This window comes from Sporolactobacillus terrae, assembly GCF_019930545.1.
GTDB classification, from domain to species: domain Bacteria; phylum Bacillota; class Bacilli; order Bacillales; family Sporolactobacillaceae; genus Sporolactobacillus; species Sporolactobacillus terrae.
On the sequence record NZ_CP082837.1, the window covers coordinates 607,995 to 624,957 of the forward strand.

Sequence of the window (16,963 nt, forward strand, 5' to 3'; positions counted from 1 at the left end):
GGCAAGCTTCATTTTTTTGCCGCATCCTGCCGTTCCCAGATGCGCAAAGCCGGATAGGGGTCAACCGAATATTCGGCACGCCCATTATCACGGTAGAGTCCGTAATGCAGGTGAGGCGGAAATTTGCCCATTGTGCCCTTGGGTCCGTATCCAGAACTGCCAACGTAACCGACCACTTGCCCCGGCTTTACAATCACATCATGATGGATGCCCGGTGCATAGCCATTCAAATGGGCAAAGTAGTGATAGTTCCCGTGAAGATCACGGATGCCGATGCGCCAGCCGCCGTATTTATTCCAACCGATCAGCTCAATGATGCCGTAGGAAGTGGCGCGCACCGGTGTACCGTAGTCAGCAAAAATATCGGTACCTTCGTGGATACGGTTGCCGCCCCAGCCGCGTTTTGCCCCCCATGTCGAGGCATAATCATAGTTGTAATTGAGCGGTACTGGGAAGGCATGTTTTTCCAATTCCTCAGGTGCTGCATGTTCAAAGAGCCGCGCGAAATGATTAATTAAGTCGACTGCTTTACCACGCCGATAGTGCTGCCAGAGACCGATTCGTGTATTTTCTTCACCAGGTCCTGCTTGAGCAATGGACTGTGCAAACGCATAGAGCCGATCTTCTGCACTGCTCCGTTGCGCGCGACCGTCACCATTTCCATCCCTTCCGATTCCACCGAACAAGGCAATTGTACTCGGATTCTGGTCGTCCGGATTAGGATTTAACGGACCGGCCCATGTGCGTTTATCAAAGGCAATGCTGATCAATTCGTCTTTGTTAGCATGCTCTGAATCAAGCGCAAGGATGTTACGTGCATATTGGTCGCAACCGGCCAGAATGCTCCAGCGTATCCCGGTCAATGCGGCCGTCTTTAAATATAAGGCTTTTCGGTCTTGAGCCGCTACATGTGAACCTGCTTGACACGTTAATGCAGGTGTCATGATCCAAATTAAGATAACGCAAAAAAGACAGAACATTCGTGAGCGTTTCATTGATGAACAGCGGTCCTTTCCTATCAATTTATTCTGATCCATTTGTTTCTTGCACTTTTCACCATAAGCGCATGATCTGCTATAATAAGTAGTACGTCGTAAAGAGCACCGTTTCTGTCTTGCTCCGGCAGGCGATACGCTTTACTAATCAGAGGGGAGGTTATCCCATTGACCGGTTCGACTGTCTCGGTTGATTCCAATACATATGAAGTCATTGAAGATGTCCGCAATGGCTGGAATGAGGAAGCCTTTTTAAAAAGATACAGTGAAATCTTAGGTAAATTCGACTATATTGTGGGTGATTGGGGTTACGAGCAGCTTAGACTGCGCGGCTTTTACGATAACCACAATTCCAAATCAACCTTCGATACAAAAATAAGCACGCTTGTCGACTATATTGTCGAATATTGCAGTTTCGGTTGTGCCTATTTTGTACTTAAAAAAGTGAACAAAAAATGATGTTCGATTGAACCTTGTTCGTTAGTGTGTACAAAATTAAAAAATTAATGACTGAGCATTTAGATCCTGATGGATTTTATTATGGGGAGAAATAGGACGAAAACGGGAGGCAGAGATGTGACAAGCTATGATACATTTTTACTGGACTTGGATGGCACCGTTTACTGGGGAAAAGAGGAAATTCCCGAAGCGGTAACCTTTGTTAAAACGCTAAAAGAAAAAGGGCTGCGTTATTTGTTTGTCACCAATAATTCAACGCGGACAAAAGAAACCGTTGCTGATCAATTAAGCGGATTCGGTATTCCTTGCACGCCTGATGATGTTTTGACGACCAGCATGGCAACAGCGAGCTACATCAAAGCGCAAAAAAAAGATGCAAAAGTCCTTTATATCGGCGAACAAGGATTAAAACAAGCGATAGAGCATGCAGGGCTTATCTACGATGAGGAACATCCAGATTTTGTTGCCTTTGGTATGGATCGGCAAATTACGTACGAGAAATATGCAAAAGCTTGTCTGGCGGTCCGTTCCGGCGCGACATACATTTCAACCAATCCTGATGTTGCGCTTCCAAATGAGCGCGGTCTTGTGCCTGGAAATGGTGCATTAACCTCGGTTATCAGCGTTTCTACAGGGGTAAAACCGACGTTTATTGGAAAGCCGGAACCGATCATTATTGATCTTGCGCTTGAGAAGCTTGGGGCGTCAAAAGCACATACAATAATGATTGGCGACAACTATGATACGGACATTTTGGCAGGGATCCATGCGGGAATTGATACGCTGCTGGTACACACCGGTGTAACGACGCCAGAAGCGCTTAAAACGAAGGAGGTGCAGCCGACCTTCGCACTGCATTCACTGAGTGAATGGAGATTCAACTAAACGCATGCACGAAACATTTCTTGAGCACCACTGGATGCATGAACTGAGAGGGCGTCCCAAAAGGGGTTAGATTTATACTGCGCTCCGATTGCTCGCATCAACAGAGCGCGGCCGCGGACGATCCAGGAGTCTCCTCGGCTGATCCTGTAAAGCCAGCGGGGTCTGCTTTGGCTCGCGATCAACGGGAACGCTTCGCAGGAGTCGCGCATCTTCGCGCTTAACCTCAAAATAGACGTTTTTTTAAGGGTGTCTCAACAGTCAATTGACTTGTGAGACACCCTCTTTTTTCCTTTATTTAAAAACAATGTCTTGACTGATCAGCAAAGCTGCGGGCGTGAGATGCCTGCGGGGACTACAGAAAAGCGAAGGCATAGTTGGCAGATTCACCGATAAAATGAATAGAGAGGGATTATGGCTGGCAAAACGACTGGAGGGACACAGAACGTGGAGATGCCGGATGTACGAAAAACTGCTGCTTACTACTATGACTTGGATGATCTGAACGCGACAGTCAAGCTTTATTTTCAACCATTGAGCCGGTTTTACCATCAAAATTTACAGCAATTAGCACGTGTCGCAGACTTTTTGTCCGAACAAGCCGATTTTCCGGTGTCGCGCTTAATGGTTAACCGTTATGGCAGCTACGAGACGAAAATGAATGGGCGTTCATGGGTTTTAATGAGCCGACTGGAGATTGACCCGCGCTGGCAGCGCCGCTCGTCAGCAGAGCTGCTGAGCGAACTGCATGCCCGGACAATCGGTGCGAATCTGCAAGCCTTCCCGGAGTCACCAGCTGCTTCAAGAGGAGAATTGTTGGGCCGACTGGATGCACTGCAAGGCTTCTATGAGCGATGCCGCAGTGAAGAAGACCCGTCTTCTTTCGAGCGGACATTCATCGAACTATTTCCCTATTTTGCATGTTGCGCTGAAAATGCTGTGCAAATGTATGCAGATGATGCCATTGATTATCCAAATCAGGAGCAGTTGTGTGTCGGTCATTATCGCTATTCAATCGATGAACAGGAAATGACAGAAGATCCTTCACAGTGGGTGATCGATGACCGTTCAAGGGATTTAGCCGAAGCAATGCGTCTTTTTGCCTGGCGCAGTGCTGGTGACGCAGATGTGGCTGCAAATGCTTTTCTTGATGCTTATGAATCGCGTTTTCCGCTCACTGAACCGGTGATTGAGAAAATGGTTGGGCGGCTGCTTTATCCGCTGGCTTTTATCGAATGTTGTGAACGTTATTTCGCCAACCAAGGCGATGATCAGCGGACGCTTGAGCTTCAGCTGCGCCGGTGCGGAGAAAAAATAAAAGAGCGTGAGCGTGTTTTAAAAGGTGTGATCGATCGTTATGGAGGACGCGTATCCGCGCCGGAATGGTTGATGCGTCCATAACGAGAAACAAAGACCGCTCATGAAGAGCGGCCTTTGTTTGCGGATGATTTTTATTTTAAAAAACTTGTTCCAGTTCTTTGATTCCGGGAACATTTTCAATGAGTGCCCGTTCAATGCCGGCTTTCAATGTGAGCGTTGAGCTCGGGCAGTTTCCGCATGCACCGAGCAGCCGAACGCGTACCACGCCGTCCTCAACCTCGAGTAGTTCAACATCTCCGCCGTCGCGAAGCAAATAAGGACGAAGTTTCTCCAATACTTCTTCGACTTGTTGATACATACACTCACTCCTTAACTATCACAGATAAGGTCATTATATCTTTTTTGAAACAGAAAATCTATTTATTCGATTCATTGCGGGATGTTTCAGTCGAGAATGCGAAAGATGGAAATCAAATCAGTGACGGCGGCGCCTGAATTTGCTATATTAATTTATAATTCAACAACAAGTCAGAGGTGAACAGAGTGGAGCTCACCGTTTATGGTGCAGAAGCCGTATGTGCAAGCTGCGTTCAAGCGCCTCCGTCAAAGACGACGGCGGAATGGCTTGAATCCGCCTTAAGCCGCAAATTCAGAGAGAAAATGCTTGTCCGTTATATTGATATTTATCAGCCGGAAACAGAGAAGGATCGCGTGTACTGCACAAAAATTCTTGCTGATGACTTTTTTTACCCATTGGTCGTACACGAGGATGAAGTGCTCGGTGAGGGATTTATTTCCTTAAAACCGATTGTGCAGTTCTGTATCCGGAACGGGATGACTCCCTTGGACAATAGCGGAAGGAGCGCGGAGTAAGGAGCTGTATACTGATCATAAGAAACAAAATGAAATGGGGGAGATTGCCGTATGCTTGACTTTCATCACAGCTGGCCCTATGAACGAGTGGCCAGTGATCTTTATTTTGAAGAGTGCCCCTTTTGTCATGAATCACCGGTTTTGCTTTCTTTAAAAAAGGAGGCGGAAGCACGTGCATTCCAAGGAATAAAAACCAATCTCGTCATGCCCTGCTGCCATGAGAAAATCGTGATTGAGACAATGGATCGCGATTATATCTGGGCTACACAGGTGCTGCGTTAGCGAAGATTGAGCAGAAGAAATGGAGCGATAATTGTGAGACAAGATGTACCGTTTACGAAAATGCATGGGCTGGGCAACTGTTATATTTATCTGGACGGAATCACGCGGGATTTGGCAGTTCCCTCTTTTCCCGAACTGGCGCGCCGTGTATCGGATCCGTATAAAGGGATCGGTTCAGACGGTTTAATCCTCATTTTGCCTTCAGACTCAGCCGATGTGCAAATGCGCATCTTTAATAAAGACGGTTCTGAGGCGATGAACTGCGGCAACGGGCTTCGCTGCGTTGCCAAATATGCTTATGATCACCATTTGGTGCGCAGCAAGCAATTTTTGATTGAGACACGCTCCGGCAATAAGCAGGCAACCGTGCATACAGAACATGGAATGGTTGACACGGTAACGGTTGATATGGGTGAACCGATCCTTGAGCGAGAGCGGATTCCGGTTGCCGGAACGCCGAAAGCGCAGCGGGTCATTGAGGAGCCTTTGACTATCGCGGATAAGACCTATCGGTTTACGGCGGTTTCAATGGGAAATCCGCATGCCCTGTTCTTTGTGGACCATATTCAAGAAGCGCCGATTCATGCGCTTGGAAAACGGCTCGCAGACACCGATCCGCTCTTTCCCAACGGCGCCAATATCGGCTTTGTTCAACCATTGACCGACCATGAATTAAACTATCGAGTTTGGGAGCGTGGCTCAGGAATTACGCAAGCATGCGGCACTGGCGCGTGTGCATCTGCGGTAGCGGCGATCTTAGAAGAACGTGCACGGAAGGATATACCGATCACGATTCATCTTGACGGCGGCGATCTGACGATTGAATGGCAATCCGCAACCAATCATGTGCTGATGACCGGAGAGGCGAAGACAATTTGTGACGGTGTGTATTTTTATGAGCATTGACTCATCTGAATGTAGGAGATGAACGAAAAAACCATTTCTGATTGTCTTTGATTGTGATTCATCGCACATCAGGATATAATGTTAATAACTCACATAAGGAGCTGAAGGAAATGAATATTACGTTGACCGATGCAGCAAGCTTTCGTGTTCGGGAAATGTTGGCAAATGAACCGGGAGAAGATCTGTTCCTTCGTGTCGGTGTCGGCGGTGGTGGGTGCTCCGGACTGACGTACGGCATGGGTTTTGATGATAAAATGATTGACGGTGATCTCGCTTTTGAAGGACAAGGCTTTAACGTCGTTGTTGATCAAAACAGCGCACCAATGCTCGATGGTGTTACCATTGATTTTAAACAAAATCTCGATGGCGGAGGATTCACGATCGACAACCCAAACGCAATTTCTTCATGCGGCTGCGGTCATTCATTTAAGACTGCAGACAACGAAGGACAGCCTGCAAAGCAGTGCGACTGCTGATTGCTCACTACGTTTTTCATCGGTAAAATAGACGCTAAACCATCTTCTTGAAACGATCAAACGAGAAGATGGTTTTTTGTTTTTTCGTAGATGTTCTTGGTTGTTCTGATCTAATCCACCCATTAAAGGTCGTTTCTTGTTCTTTAATAAAAGACATAAATCGCCTGATTTCGACACAAATTATCCTTGAAATGTTAACAAAAAAGACATATTATTAATGAGGAAAAACAAATTATTGCATAGAATTTTCTGTCTGCTTGGATCAACACGTGATCAATCAAGCCTATGATGTGTCCATTCATCAGACAAAGGCTTTATTTTTTTTCATACTATAAAAAAGGTGGCAGTGAATACCATGAGCAAGCCTAAGATTGTGATCCTTGGTGCCGGATACGGCGGCATGATGACCGCCGTACGCCTCGAAAAGGAATTAAAAGCGGAGGATGCCGATATAACACTGGTGAACAAGCACAATTATCACTACCAAACAACTTGGCTGCATGAAGCAGCAGCGGGAACCATTCATCATGACCGTACAAGAATGTTGATTAAGAATGTCATAAACACAAAACGCGTTAAATTTGTACAAGACACAGTAGAATCCATTGACCGGGAGAACAAGAAAGTTGCGCTAAAAAACGGCGAGATCGCGTACGATTATCTAATCGTTGCCCTTGGATTTGAATCAAATACGTTCGGCATTAAAGGATTGGCAGAAAATGCATTTGCAATTCGCAGTGTAAATACAGCACGCAAAATCCGTGAACATATTGAGTATAAATTTGCAAGCTACAACAATGATCCGGATGCTAAGGACAGTGATCTGACGATTGTTGTCGGTGGCGCCGGACTCAGCGGTATTGAATTCCTCGGTGAACTTGTGGACCGAATTCCTGATCTGTGCAAAGAATACGATATTGATCCGAACAAGGTCAAAATTGTCGATGTTGAAGGCATGCCGTTCGTTCTGCCTCCATTTGATCGCGAACTTGCAAAATACGCGCAGAATTATTTAGAAAGCAAGGGCGTTGTATTTAAACTGAGTACCTTTATCAAAGAAGCAACCCCTGAAGGTGTTAAAGTGCAGAAAAAAGACAGCGAGGAACTGGAAGAGATTCAAGCAGGTACGGTGGTATGGACCGGAGGCGTGAAAGCCAATCATATACCTGCTGATTCCGGATTCGAAACAAATCGCGGCAAGATTCAGGTGACTGAGGATCTTCGTTATCCCGAGGATGATCATGTCTTCGCCGTCGGTGACGTCGCCGTGGTTTTCCCGAAAAATGCTGAGCGTCCTTACCCGCCAACAGCACAGATTGCGATTCAAGAAGCTGAGAATCTGGCTAAGAACATCAAACATATTCTCCATGGCGAAAAGACCGAGGCTTTTGTTTATAAGCCGAAGGGTACGGTTGCTTCACTTGGTGAAAAACAGGCCATTGGCGTTGTATTTGATCACAAACTGACCGGAAAGCCGGCCGCAGCAATGAAAAAAGTGATTGACGACCGTTATTTGCTGATGCTTGGTGGAGTCCCGCTCGTTCTGAAGAAGGGCAAATTAAATCTCCTGTAAAAAAGGAATCAAAAACAAACGCCTTTGATTAGCCGATCGGCTGATCAAAGGCGTTTGTTTGCATCATGCACTATTTAAAAATGCATAAAAAAGCTGTACCTCGAATGAAAAAGAGTCGTACAGCTTTTTTACAGGTAAAGATAGTATGCGATTTTGCCTTTCTGTCACGACAATTAGCGTCATTTCATCAACAAATCGGTTCAAGACACGTAAGCGTGAGATGCCAGCGAGAACAGCGTGCCAGCGAGAACAGCGTGCCAGCGAGAACAGCGTGCCAGCGAGCAGCTGAAGTGTCGTTCAAGCATAGCGTTGATGAATGAAAGGCGCATCCTGCGGAAGTAAGGGCTGCTGAGCTATGCCCGGTTTTTCTTATTAATTATTGAAGAACGGACCAAATTTTGATCAATGTTGCCGCTTTTTCCGGCTGTTCAGCCATTTGGTCGATCAAATGGTCCAGTCCAGATATACTTTTTATTTTTTTCAACAGTACTTGATCTTCAAGCGTTGTGTAGCTTAATTCCGGCTCATTAACCATGAGCGTACGACCAAGCAGGTAATCGGTGGAAACATTCAGGTAATCGGCAATTCGCACGATCATATCCGGATCCGGTTTCCTTGCGCCCGATTCATAGCGGCTGAGCTGTGCATTGGAAATATTTAGTTGACGTGCCATTTCCAACTGAGATAAGCCTTGCTCATCACGCAAAAAGCGAATCCGGCTGCCGAGAGTATTCTCCATTCCGAATGGTTCCTCCTGTACATACATTGCACGGCGTATATAAACAAGAAAATAGTATCATGTTCTCATTTTACATGGGCTTAATTTACCAAATAGGAAAAATCATTAAGAATATTAGCGACAAAAATGCTATAATTTTGATTAATATTACCAATAAGGAAACTGTTTGGGGGGAGTTAGCCTATGCTGACTGTGGATCTAACGAAACTGAAAAAGATACGAGAATCGCAAATGTCCTTACGAGAGATGGCACAGCAAATCGGTTATCAGAGCGCTAATGGATACTATTACTTGGAAAGCGGGCGAAGCAAAATCAGTGCGGAAATGCTTGCAAAGGTGGCAACCGTTTTAAACCAACCGATTGAAACCTTTTTTACGGAAAGAGAAGAAAGGGATGAGAAGGATGATTTATAAAAAGAGTGGTGAAAATGATTGTTGATGGAACGCATACATAACGTTGATTTTGTTCGTGTTGATGATAAACTAAAACAAGGATGAAATAATTTAGTGAATGAAGCAGAGATACGAACCGATCGGCATAGTGACTCTATCGTTCCTTTGAAAGGGAGAATTGATATGTGCGGATTTTGCGGCTATATTGCAAACGATCATCGTTTGCAACCGGGGAATCACAAACAGAATAAAATGACCGCGCGAGCAGAGATCATCAATCACCGTGGTCCCGATGATGCAGGCTACTATACAGATGACCAAGTACAACTTGCCTTTCGCCGATTAAGCATCATCGATTTGGCGGGTGGACATCAGCCGCTGCCTTATGAAAACGAACGCTATTACATCATTTTCAATGGTGAAATTTATAACTACGTTGAGCTGCGAAATCAATTAAAGAAAAAAGGTTTTCAATTTGAGACGACCTCAGATACTGAAGTGATTGTTGCGCTTTATGCAGATCGTGGAATCGACTGCGTGAATGAGTTGCGGGGGATGTTTGCTTTCATTATTTGGGACAAAGAGGAACGGACGCTTTTTGCTGCACGCGACCATTTCGGCATCAAACCTTTCTATTATATGGAAAAAGAGGAGGGTATCTTCTTTGCTTCTGAAATGAAGAGCATGCTTGTTGGTGAAAATACGCATCCGGTCGCTGAAGAAGCACTGCAATATTACCTGACTTTCCAATTTGTTCCAGAGCCGCAAACGCTTGCTGCGGATATTAAGTGCTTGGAACCAGGGCATTATCTGCTCAAAAAAGATGGTGAACCGTTGACCAAGAAGGCGTTTTGGGAACCAAGCTTTGCCCCTGTGGAACAGACACTTGGGGATGCCAAGAAAAAGATACAGGACGCGTTAATCAATTCAGTGAAAATTCATATGAGAAGCGATGTCCCGGTCGGAGCCTTCTTGTCCAGCGGCATTGATTCGACTTCCATTGTGGCATTAGCGAAACGTTATAATGAGCAAATCAAAACATTTACCGTTGGTTTTGCCAGCAAAGGATATAACGAAATTGATATTGCTCAGGACTCGGCAGATAAGCTAGGCGTTCAGAACAATTCTCTGGAGATCACACCGGAAATGGTTTTGGAAGAATTACCGAAGATTGTCTGGCATTTGGATAATCCTGTGGCAGACCCAGCAGCAATACCCAATTATTTTGTTGCCCGTGAAGCGAGAAAACAAGTGAAAGTCGTCTTATCGGGCGAAGGTTCCGACGAGTTATTCGGCGGGTACAATATATACCGTGAGCCGCTTGCTTTAAACTGGTTTGACAAGGTACCGAAACTTGGCAAAAATTTACTTCACGCCATTGCACGGCAGATGCCGGTCGGAATGAGGGGACGAAGCTATTTGCTCCGTGGGACGACACCGCTCTCGCAGCGTTACGTCGGTAATGCGTTCATCTTTGATGAGGAAGAGAAGAAGTTTGTGCTCAAAACGTACTCTGATCAAGCGCGGTTTACTAAGATAACGGATCCAATTTATAGCCAAGCTTCTAAAAATAAATTGGACCAGATGCAGCTGGTTGATCTTAAGACATGGCTGCGCGGCGATATTCTTACGGTTGCTGATCGCATGACCATGGCCCATTCGCTGGAGCTTCGTGTCCCGTTCTTGGATGTACATGTCTTTGAAGCAGCACGGACCCTCCCTGCTGCCCTGAGGACTGGAGAAGGAACAACGAAATATGCTTTCCGAGAAGCAATGCGTGGCATTGTACCTGATTCGATTCTGTTTCGAAAAAAACTAGGCTTTCCGGTTCCAATCCGTATCTGGCTTAAGGATGAGCTGCACGATTGGGCGGTAAATTTGATTCATGAAAGTAATACTGATGCATTGATTAATAAATCTTATGCGCTGAAACTGCTGGATGATCATTGCAGCGGCAAAGCTGACAACAGCCGAAAAATTTGGACAATACTGATGTTCATGCTCTGGCATCAGATTTTCATTGAGAAAACGGTGACGGTTCACCCTGAACCTGCTTTTCAAGCATAAAAGTAGAAAATAAAAAGGATCTCAGCCATGATCGGTTGAGATCCTTTTTATGGGCCTGCACCATTTAACGTGTTTGTGTTTCACGTTCGTGTTCCACACTTTCGCTTGGGCGAAACAGGATTGTTAGGCAATACAAGGCACAGAGTCCGACAATACCGTAAATAAGACGTGAGAGAGCGGATCCTGCACCTCCGAAAATGGCGGCGACAAGATCAAAGCGAAAGAAGCCGATCAGCCCCCAGTTAATTCCTCCGATAATAAGCAAGACGAGACATGTTTTCTGCAAACCGCTCATAACCGTTCCTCCTTTTATGTGCGTGCATCCCTATCATGTCTTTTTCTGGCAAAACTATTCATTTAAATCGTGATTGGGGCGAAAGATTACAAAATATGATCACATTGTGAAATCGTTTGCAGATAGAGGGATATTCATCCATGATGACTTGAATTTGCGCCCGCGATCTTGTACAGTTAAGAAGGAATGATAATGAATAATGGAGGCCGATGAGATGAGCAAGAAAGTTGCTTTTGATTACAGTAATGCGCTTTCCTTTTTTGCACAGCATGAAGTGGACTATATGACGTCACAAGTTTCTGCTGCCCATAAAGCAATTCATGAACAAACGGGCGCAGGCAACGATTTTTTGGGCTGGCTTGACTTGCCGACTGCATATGATAAAGAAGAATTTTCGAGAATTAAGAAAGCAGCTGAAAAAATTAAATCGGATTCAGACGTTCTGGTTGTTATCGGTATTGGCGGTTCTTATTTGGGAGCACGGGCTGCTATTGAAACATTGAACCATTCTTTTTTCAATGTGCTGCCTAAAGAGGAACGTAAAGTACCTCAAGTTTTTTTCGCAGGGAACAGCATCAGCGCAACGTACCTTAACGAGCTGTTCGATGTTCTAAAGGACAAGGACGTGTCGGTCAATGTGATCTCGAAATCGGGAACAACGACCGAACCGGCGATCGCATTCCGTGTTTTCCGCGAATTCCTAGAAAACAAATACGGAAAAGAAGAAGCGAAACAAAGAATTTATGCAACGACCGATAAGGCCAAAGGTGCTCTAAAAACACTTGCCGATAAAGAAGGTTATGAATCGTTTGTCATTCCAGACGATGTGGGCGGACGCTTCTCTGTCTTGACGGCTGTCGGGCTACTTCCGATTGCTGCCTCAGGCATTGATATTGATGAACTTATGACCGGTGCGCGCGATGCACAAAATGATTTCAGCGAACCGGAACTGAGTAAGAACCAAGCCTATCAGTATGCAGCTGTCCGCAATATTCTGTACAACAAGGGCAAAACGGTTGAAATGCTGGTTAACTTCGAACCGCATCTGCACTACTTCTCAGAATGGTGGAAGCAGCTATTTGGCGAAAGTGAAGGCAAGGACTTCAAGGGTCTGTATCCATCATCTGCGGATTTCAGTACTGATCTTCACTCGCTCGGCCAGTTCGTTCAAGAAGGCCGACGCGTGATGTTCGAAACGGCAGTGCTTGTTGACGAACCAAGAAAGAATGTAACCATTAAGGCGGAAAAGGAAAACTTGGACAACTTGAATTTCTTGGCGGATAAAACGATGGACTACGTAAATAAGAAAGCAGCTGAAGGCGTTCGTCTTGCTCATACGGACGGTCAAGTGCCGCAACTGGTGGTCTCGATTCCTGAATTGACGGCTTATCACTTTGGCTATCTGATTTATTTCTTCGAAAAAGCAGTGGCTGTCAGCGGTTATTTGCTCGGCGTCAACCCCTTCAACCAACCGGGTGTTGAAGCGTATAAGAAGAACATGTTCGCTCTTCTTGGCAAACCGGGCTATGAATCAGAGAAGGCATCGCTCGAAGCACGTCTGAATCATTGATTTAAAATGCTTAAATACGATATAAAAAAGTTTCGCCGTTTGACGGCGAAACTTTTTTTGCAGGTAAAGAAAGTATGTGATTTTACCCCGTCTTCAAATCAATAGCCCAGTGTCTTGGCCGAGAATCAAAGCGGAGGTACTGTGGCGCCTGCGGGATCGCGCTTAGTTGATGCGTGCCAGCGAGTAACCGAAGCGGTGATTCAGCACTGTTAAGACACGAGTCCATCACACATGTATGAAGGAACTTTCCTAAAGGAACTTTCGCTAAGCGCGCATATGTCCTGTAGGTAACGCGAAAGCCATCGCATCCTGCGAAAATGAGGACTGGGCTTTGCCCAATTTTTCTTATATAAGATTCTAGCCGACGTATTGACGCGACTTCTGCGACGCGCAGGTTTGACGATCAACGCTTTATCGCTTAACATAAAAACAGAGATTCACGAAGAAGACGAGTTCTAACTGATTGCACGAAAGGATAGAGGGCGTGTGAAACGTAATAAAACAGGGATGTTTCCTAAACTGATCAGCATTTTGCTGACTTTTGTCCAAGTTGTCATTGCTTTATATCTTTTGCTTAAATTTTTTGGAGCAAATCCGACGCCGTTTGTTAATTTTCTGAACAGCTTAAGTGAACCGATCCTTAATCCGTTTCAAGGCATTTTTCATCCGATCGTTTATAAAGAACATATCCTCGACCTTTCCGCATTATTTGCCCTGATCGTGTATAGTATTATTGGGTTTGGTATTCAAAAAATCTTTAGTATGCTGAAAATGAAATAAACCGATTGAATTCACAAAAGCAGAAGGATGACTTTCTGCTTTTTCTATTTATTTGACACGTTGCCTGTTGGCGTTGTTTGCTCATAAAAAAGCTTAAAAGCCGCATAAAAACAGCGTTTTAACCCCATGCAAAAGATAAGAAAAATTTGACAGGCACAGAAATCATTGTTAACCTTAAAAATCCATACCCGGTTTGTGTGTGAATTTGCAAAAACGGGAAATTTAATAAATAAGGGGGAATGAGGTTTTCGATGCAGCGTATGTAAAAAACGCATATTCATCGAAAACGAACAAATGACTGAAGGAGACAGGAACATGAAAAGAAAAGAAAATGAAACTGTAAAAAAAGATGACATTACGGTCATTGATTTAAAAACAGCGCGCAAAGCGGTGATTGCCACAAGCGTTGGCAATGCGATGGAGTGGTTTGATTTCGGGATCTACTCTTATCTGGCAGTGACTTTAGGCAAAGTCTTTTTCCCGGAAATGAGTAATTCTGTACAATTAATTTATACATTTGCAACCTTTTCGATTGCCTTTATCGCGCGTCCGATCGGCGGTTTGGTTTTTGGTATGATGGGCGATCGGTATGGCCGAAAAAAGGTATTAACGGTAACGCTAATCATGATGGCGCTCTCGACGTTAAGTATTGGTTTAATCCCTTCTTATGCTGCGATTGGTCCGACAGCCGCGCTACTATTGCTTGCTGCGCGTTTGGTTCAAGGGTTCTCAACCGGCGGTGAATATTCCGGAGCAATGACCTTTCTTGCCGAGTCGACGCCGGATAAAAAACGCGGAGTCATGACTAGTAGTTTGGAGGTCGGCACGCTCAGCGGCTACATCGCCGGATCCGGTGTTGTGACGCTGCTCACTTATTTTTTAAGCAGCGAAGCGATGCTGTCATGGGGCTGGCGCATTCCTTTTCTCATTGCCGCACCAATTGGCATGGTTGGCTTCTATTTGCGGGAACATCTTGAAGAAACTCCGGCTTTCCAAGCCATGAAGAAGAAACACCAGAAAGAAGAAAAACAGGTATCGGTTAAGGAGATCTTTCTGTATCATTTACGGCCGCTGATTGCCTGTGCGGTTATCGTATGCTTCTTCAATCTTGTCGAGTATCTGTTGCTTTCCTATATGCCGTCCCATTTAAGTGCCGTACTCGGTTATGGAGAAACCGAAGGGCTTCTTTTGATCTTGATTGTCATGTTTATCATGATCCCAATTGTCGTTTTAATGGGGCATTTCAGTGATCGAATTGGAAATAAACGGGTGGTTCAGATTGGACTAGTCGGCTTGATTCTTGCATCAATACCAGCCTTTTTCATGATCGGAAGCGGAAACAGTATACTCGTCTTTACGGGACTGCTTGTCCTTGCGGTTTTCCTGTCCTGTTTTGAAGGCACGGTACCTTCTTTGCTTCCATCTCTGTTCTTCACATCGGTAAGATACGGGGGACTGGCGATTACGTATAATATTTCTGTTTCACTCTTCGGCGGTACGACGCCGATGGTCTTGGCTTGGCTGACACACGCCACCAACGACACGATGATGCCTGCTTATTACATGATTGCTGCTTGCGTGATCGGACTCATTGTCATGACGTTCTTTGTCCACAATACATCTGGTAAAGCACTGAGAGGTTCCGCACCGGCAGTTGTTGGCGAGAAAGAAATCAAGAATATTTTGGATAATCCTGAGGAGCACTATTGGTGGAAAGAAGAACGCAGAAGAATCAAGAAACGGGTCAGCAAACGTAAGGCAAGAAATAAACGAAAATAAACATGAATCAAACGGCCGCCGATTTAATTGATAATCGGCGGCTTCTTTGTGCAGTAATTTCGAGACACATGAAGAGTAAGTACTGCAACAATATTATGCTTATTTTTGATGGAGCATAGGGGGATCGAACCCCTGACCTCTGCCATGCGAAGGCATATTACTGAGTAAATTTTCAAACGTCCTTGCCTGTAATATGTTCCGTTCTCTTGACCTCTGGGGGTTAAGCTATCAGTAGATTAACTGTACAACGGTCAAAACAAACGGTCAGATACTCACTGTGAATTTGTTTTATGGTAAATTATGGAAACCTCATGGGAAGCTTTCAAGTCAATCCGCAGGGCTAGCGAATAGAAAGCTCTCCTATTAGTTACTTGGTCTCTGCATTACCTCCTCAATTTCTTAATAAGCGCATAACAGCAGGCTTATTAGTGCTTTGGCTATTATATGGGAAAATATTCTGCTAATTCTTTTAATAGCTGATGGTGCAATTTGTCAACATTTTCAACACTTTTCTTCAGGGTGTTTTTATGTTAGATTTAATGCAATTGTCGTGTAAATGAAAGGAAAATACCCACTTGAAAAAATCTGTTTTTTTATCACCATACATATTATTGATTATTGGCGTTATTTCAGTTTCGTTCTCTGCTATTTTTATTAAATGGTCAACTGCTCCTGCTTCAATTATTGCAATGTATCGACTCTTATTAACTGTTTTGATATTAGTTCCATTTGGCATGTGGCGAAGTCTGACACAACGAAAACTAAATAAAGCTGATTGGTTTCGCTTGTTCATTTCAGGGGTGTTTTTGGCATTGCACTTTTTATTTTGGATGGAGTCCTTAAAATTAACTTCAGTCGCCAGTTCAACCGTCATATTAACCCTACAGCCTGCGTTTACAATGGTAGGGCTATTGTTATTTTATCATTCAAAAACGAGTAAAAGTCGGGTTGTCAGTTTATTGGTCGCAATTATTGGTTCACTTATTATTGCCTGGGGGGATATTGGAATTTCTGGTCAAGCTTTGCTTGGAGATTTATTATCATTCTTGGGTGCTGCGGCGTTAGCAGCCCATCTGCTCATTGGACAAGGGCTAATGAAGAAAATTTCTGGTCAGTCATACAGTTTTGTTGTGTTTTTAGTTTCAGGATTAGCTCTCCTCATTTTTAATCTCACAACAGGAGTTGAAATCTATCATTATTCCTTAAAAAATTGGAGTATTTTTATTCTCCTTGCTCTTGTCTCAACTGTATTCGGACATATGTTGTTTAATATGTGTTTAAAATACATCGATGCAACAATGGTTTCCATGTCGGCAGTTGCTGAGCCCGTTATAGCTTCCCTTCTTGCGTTGGTTTTGCTCAATGAAAAGCTTATCGCATTACAATTAATTGGCGGTTTCATCACTTTAGCCGGAATTGCCATTTATTTTATCAACCCACATCAAAAAACAAAGAAGTCTACCCGTCGATAAAAAATAGAGATAGAGCTCTCACACCAGAAATCTCCGCCATGCAACCAGCGGAGGTGATTTTTTATGTTAAGACTGAGAAGAAGGTTGAAGTGTTTTTGCTCT

18 protein-coding genes and 1 tRNA gene are annotated in these 16,963 nt (G+C 44.4%); 14 read left to right on the forward strand and 5 right to left on the reverse strand.

Going from position 1 to position 16,963, the window contains the following annotated elements:
* Positions 1-8 precede the first annotated feature (8 nt).
* Entirely contained in the window at positions 9-944 is a 936-nt protein-coding gene (locus K7399_RS02735) for a M23 family metallopeptidase (RefSeq protein ID WP_223362470.1), read from the reverse strand.
* 219 nt (positions 945-1,163) lie between these two features.
* On the opposite strand from K7399_RS02735, the gene K7399_RS02740 reads away from it, so the two are divergent.
* The 3 genes from K7399_RS02740 (at position 1,164) to K7399_RS02750 (ending at position 3,737) form a co-directional block, all read left to right on the forward strand.
* Positions 1,164-1,454: a YutD family protein gene (locus K7399_RS02740; RefSeq protein ID WP_028976040.1), complete on the forward strand. Its 291-nt coding sequence runs from the start codon at positions 1,164-1,166 to the stop codon at positions 1,452-1,454.
* A gap of 117 nt (positions 1,455-1,571) precedes the next feature.
* Positions 1,572-2,339, forward strand: a complete 768-nt coding sequence (locus K7399_RS02745) for a TIGR01457 family HAD-type hydrolase (protein WP_206612225.1) — start codon at positions 1,572-1,574, stop codon at positions 2,337-2,339.
* Between the two features lie 411 nt (positions 2,340-2,750).
* Positions 2,751-3,737 (forward strand): protein kinase family protein, encoded by a 987-nt coding sequence (locus tag K7399_RS02750; protein ID WP_128166500.1) that lies wholly within the window; start codon positions 2,751-2,753, stop codon positions 3,735-3,737.
* A 55-nt stretch (positions 3,738-3,792) separates the two neighbouring features.
* On the opposite strand, the gene K7399_RS02755 is transcribed toward K7399_RS02750, so the two are convergent.
* Positions 3,793-4,014: a NifU family protein gene (locus K7399_RS02755; protein ID WP_010025357.1), complete on the reverse strand. Its 222-nt coding sequence runs from the start codon at positions 4,012-4,014 to the stop codon at positions 3,793-3,795.
* A 185-nt stretch (positions 4,015-4,199) separates the two neighbouring features.
* On the opposite strand from K7399_RS02755, the gene K7399_RS02760 reads away from it, so the two are divergent.
* The 5 genes from K7399_RS02760 to K7399_RS02780 all read left to right on the forward strand — a co-directional run bounded on the left by K7399_RS02760 (position 4,200) and on the right by K7399_RS02780 (position 7,766).
* Positions 4,200-4,529 carry a YuzD family protein gene (locus K7399_RS02760; protein ID WP_037562864.1) on the forward strand — a complete coding sequence of 110 codons (330 nt, stop codon included), beginning with the start codon at positions 4,200-4,202 and terminating at the stop codon, positions 4,527-4,529.
* Between the two features lie 51 nt (positions 4,530-4,580).
* Complete coding sequence (locus K7399_RS02765) at positions 4,581-4,811, forward strand: hypothetical protein (RefSeq protein WP_010025360.1); 231 nt, start codon at positions 4,581-4,583, stop codon at positions 4,809-4,811.
* Between the two features lie 60 nt (positions 4,812-4,871).
* Positions 4,872-5,717 carry a diaminopimelate epimerase gene (dapF, locus tag K7399_RS02770; protein ID WP_037562881.1) on the forward strand — a complete coding sequence of 282 codons (846 nt, stop codon included), beginning with the start codon at positions 4,872-4,874 and terminating at the stop codon, positions 5,715-5,717.
* Between the two features lie 110 nt (positions 5,718-5,827).
* The gene (locus K7399_RS02775) at positions 5,828-6,193 is read left to right on the forward strand and encodes a HesB/IscA family protein (RefSeq protein WP_037562865.1); all 366 of its coding nucleotides are present in this window, start codon (positions 5,828-5,830) and stop codon (positions 6,191-6,193) included.
* A 355-nt stretch (positions 6,194-6,548) separates the two neighbouring features.
* A complete protein-coding gene (locus tag K7399_RS02780) occupies positions 6,549-7,766 on the forward strand; it encodes an NAD(P)/FAD-dependent oxidoreductase (RefSeq protein ID WP_028976045.1) in 1,218 nt (405 codons plus the stop codon).
* Between the two features lie 376 nt (positions 7,767-8,142).
* On the opposite strand, the gene K7399_RS02785 is transcribed toward K7399_RS02780, so the two are convergent.
* Positions 8,143-8,505: a helix-turn-helix domain-containing protein gene (locus K7399_RS02785; RefSeq protein ID WP_028976046.1), complete on the reverse strand. Its 363-nt coding sequence runs from the start codon at positions 8,503-8,505 to the stop codon at positions 8,143-8,145.
* 183 nt (positions 8,506-8,688) lie between these two features.
* On the opposite strand from K7399_RS02785, the gene K7399_RS02790 reads away from it, so the two are divergent.
* Both K7399_RS02790 and asnB read left to right on the forward strand, forming a co-directional pair.
* A complete protein-coding gene (locus K7399_RS02790) occupies positions 8,689-8,919 on the forward strand; it encodes a helix-turn-helix domain-containing protein (RefSeq protein ID WP_028976047.1) in 231 nt (76 codons plus the stop codon).
* Between the two features lie 162 nt (positions 8,920-9,081).
* Positions 9,082-10,965: an asparagine synthase (glutamine-hydrolyzing) gene (gene asnB, locus K7399_RS02795; RefSeq protein ID WP_028976048.1), complete on the forward strand. Its 1,884-nt coding sequence runs from the start codon at positions 9,082-9,084 to the stop codon at positions 10,963-10,965.
* 64 nt (positions 10,966-11,029) lie between these two features.
* Here asnB and K7399_RS02800 read toward each other — a convergent pair whose 3' ends face one another.
* Positions 11,030-11,260, reverse strand: a complete 231-nt coding sequence (locus K7399_RS02800; RefSeq protein WP_028976049.1) for a DUF378 domain-containing protein — start codon at positions 11,258-11,260, stop codon at positions 11,030-11,032.
* A 214-nt stretch (positions 11,261-11,474) separates the two neighbouring features.
* On the opposite strand from K7399_RS02800, the gene K7399_RS02805 reads away from it, so the two are divergent.
* From K7399_RS02805 to K7399_RS02815, 3 genes are all read left to right on the forward strand, one after another.
* A complete protein-coding gene (locus K7399_RS02805) occupies positions 11,475-12,830 on the forward strand; it encodes a glucose-6-phosphate isomerase (RefSeq protein WP_028976050.1) in 1,356 nt (451 codons plus the stop codon).
* A 486-nt stretch (positions 12,831-13,316) separates the two neighbouring features.
* Positions 13,317-13,610: a YggT family protein gene (locus tag K7399_RS02810; RefSeq protein WP_028976051.1), complete on the forward strand. Its 294-nt coding sequence runs from the start codon at positions 13,317-13,319 to the stop codon at positions 13,608-13,610.
* 315 nt (positions 13,611-13,925) lie between these two features.
* Positions 13,926-15,389, forward strand: a complete 1,464-nt coding sequence (locus K7399_RS02815; protein ID WP_128166502.1) for an MFS transporter — start codon at positions 13,926-13,928, stop codon at positions 15,387-15,389.
* 109 nt (positions 15,390-15,498) lie between these two features.
* Here K7399_RS02815 and K7399_RS02820 read toward each other — a convergent pair.
* Positions 15,499-15,589: transfer RNA gene (locus K7399_RS02820), tRNA-Ala, on the reverse strand.
* A gap of 375 nt (positions 15,590-15,964) precedes the next feature.
* Here K7399_RS02820 and K7399_RS02825 point away from each other — a divergent pair.
* Positions 15,965-16,861, forward strand: coding sequence for a DMT family transporter (locus tag K7399_RS02825; protein WP_128166504.1), 897 nt, complete (start codon positions 15,965-15,967; stop codon positions 16,859-16,861).
* The last annotated feature ends 102 nt before the right edge of the window (positions 16,862-16,963 follow it).

What these genes read in the sequence shown, in the direction of transcription:
- K7399_RS02765 (WP_010025360.1), top strand. Translation starts at nt 4,581, where the DNA reads ATGCTTGACTTTCATCACAGCTGGCCCTATGAACGAGTGGCCAGTGAT.
- K7399_RS02800 (WP_028976049.1), bottom strand. Translation starts at nt 11,260, where the DNA reads ATGAGCGGTTTGCAGAAAACATGTCTCGTCTTGCTTATTATCGGAGGA.
- K7399_RS02785 (WP_028976046.1), bottom strand. Translation starts at nt 8,505, where the DNA reads ATGGAGAATACTCTCGGCAGCCGGATTCGCTTTTTGCGTGATGAGCAA.
- K7399_RS02750 (WP_128166500.1), top strand. Translation starts at nt 2,751, where the DNA reads ATGGCTGGCAAAACGACTGGAGGGACACAGAACGTGGAGATGCCGGAT.
- K7399_RS02755 (WP_010025357.1), bottom strand. Translation starts at nt 4,014, where the DNA reads ATGTATCAACAAGTCGAAGAAGTATTGGAGAAACTTCGTCCTTATTTG.
- K7399_RS02805 (WP_028976050.1), top strand. Translation starts at nt 11,475, where the DNA reads ATGAGCAAGAAAGTTGCTTTTGATTACAGTAATGCGCTTTCCTTTTTT.
- asnB (WP_028976048.1), top strand. Translation starts at nt 9,082, where the DNA reads ATGTGCGGATTTTGCGGCTATATTGCAAACGATCATCGTTTGCAACCG.
- K7399_RS02735 (WP_223362470.1), bottom strand. Translation starts at nt 944, where the DNA reads ATGACACCTGCATTAACGTGTCAAGCAGGTTCACATGTAGCGGCTCAA.
- K7399_RS02775 (WP_037562865.1), top strand. Translation starts at nt 5,828, where the DNA reads ATGAATATTACGTTGACCGATGCAGCAAGCTTTCGTGTTCGGGAAATG.
- K7399_RS02780 (WP_028976045.1), top strand. Translation starts at nt 6,549, where the DNA reads ATGAGCAAGCCTAAGATTGTGATCCTTGGTGCCGGATACGGCGGCATG.
- K7399_RS02790 (WP_028976047.1), top strand. Translation starts at nt 8,689, where the DNA reads ATGCTGACTGTGGATCTAACGAAACTGAAAAAGATACGAGAATCGCAA.
- dapF (WP_037562881.1), top strand. Translation starts at nt 4,872, where the DNA reads ATGCATGGGCTGGGCAACTGTTATATTTATCTGGACGGAATCACGCGG.
- K7399_RS02815 (WP_128166502.1), top strand. Translation starts at nt 13,926, where the DNA reads ATGAAAAGAAAAGAAAATGAAACTGTAAAAAAAGATGACATTACGGTC.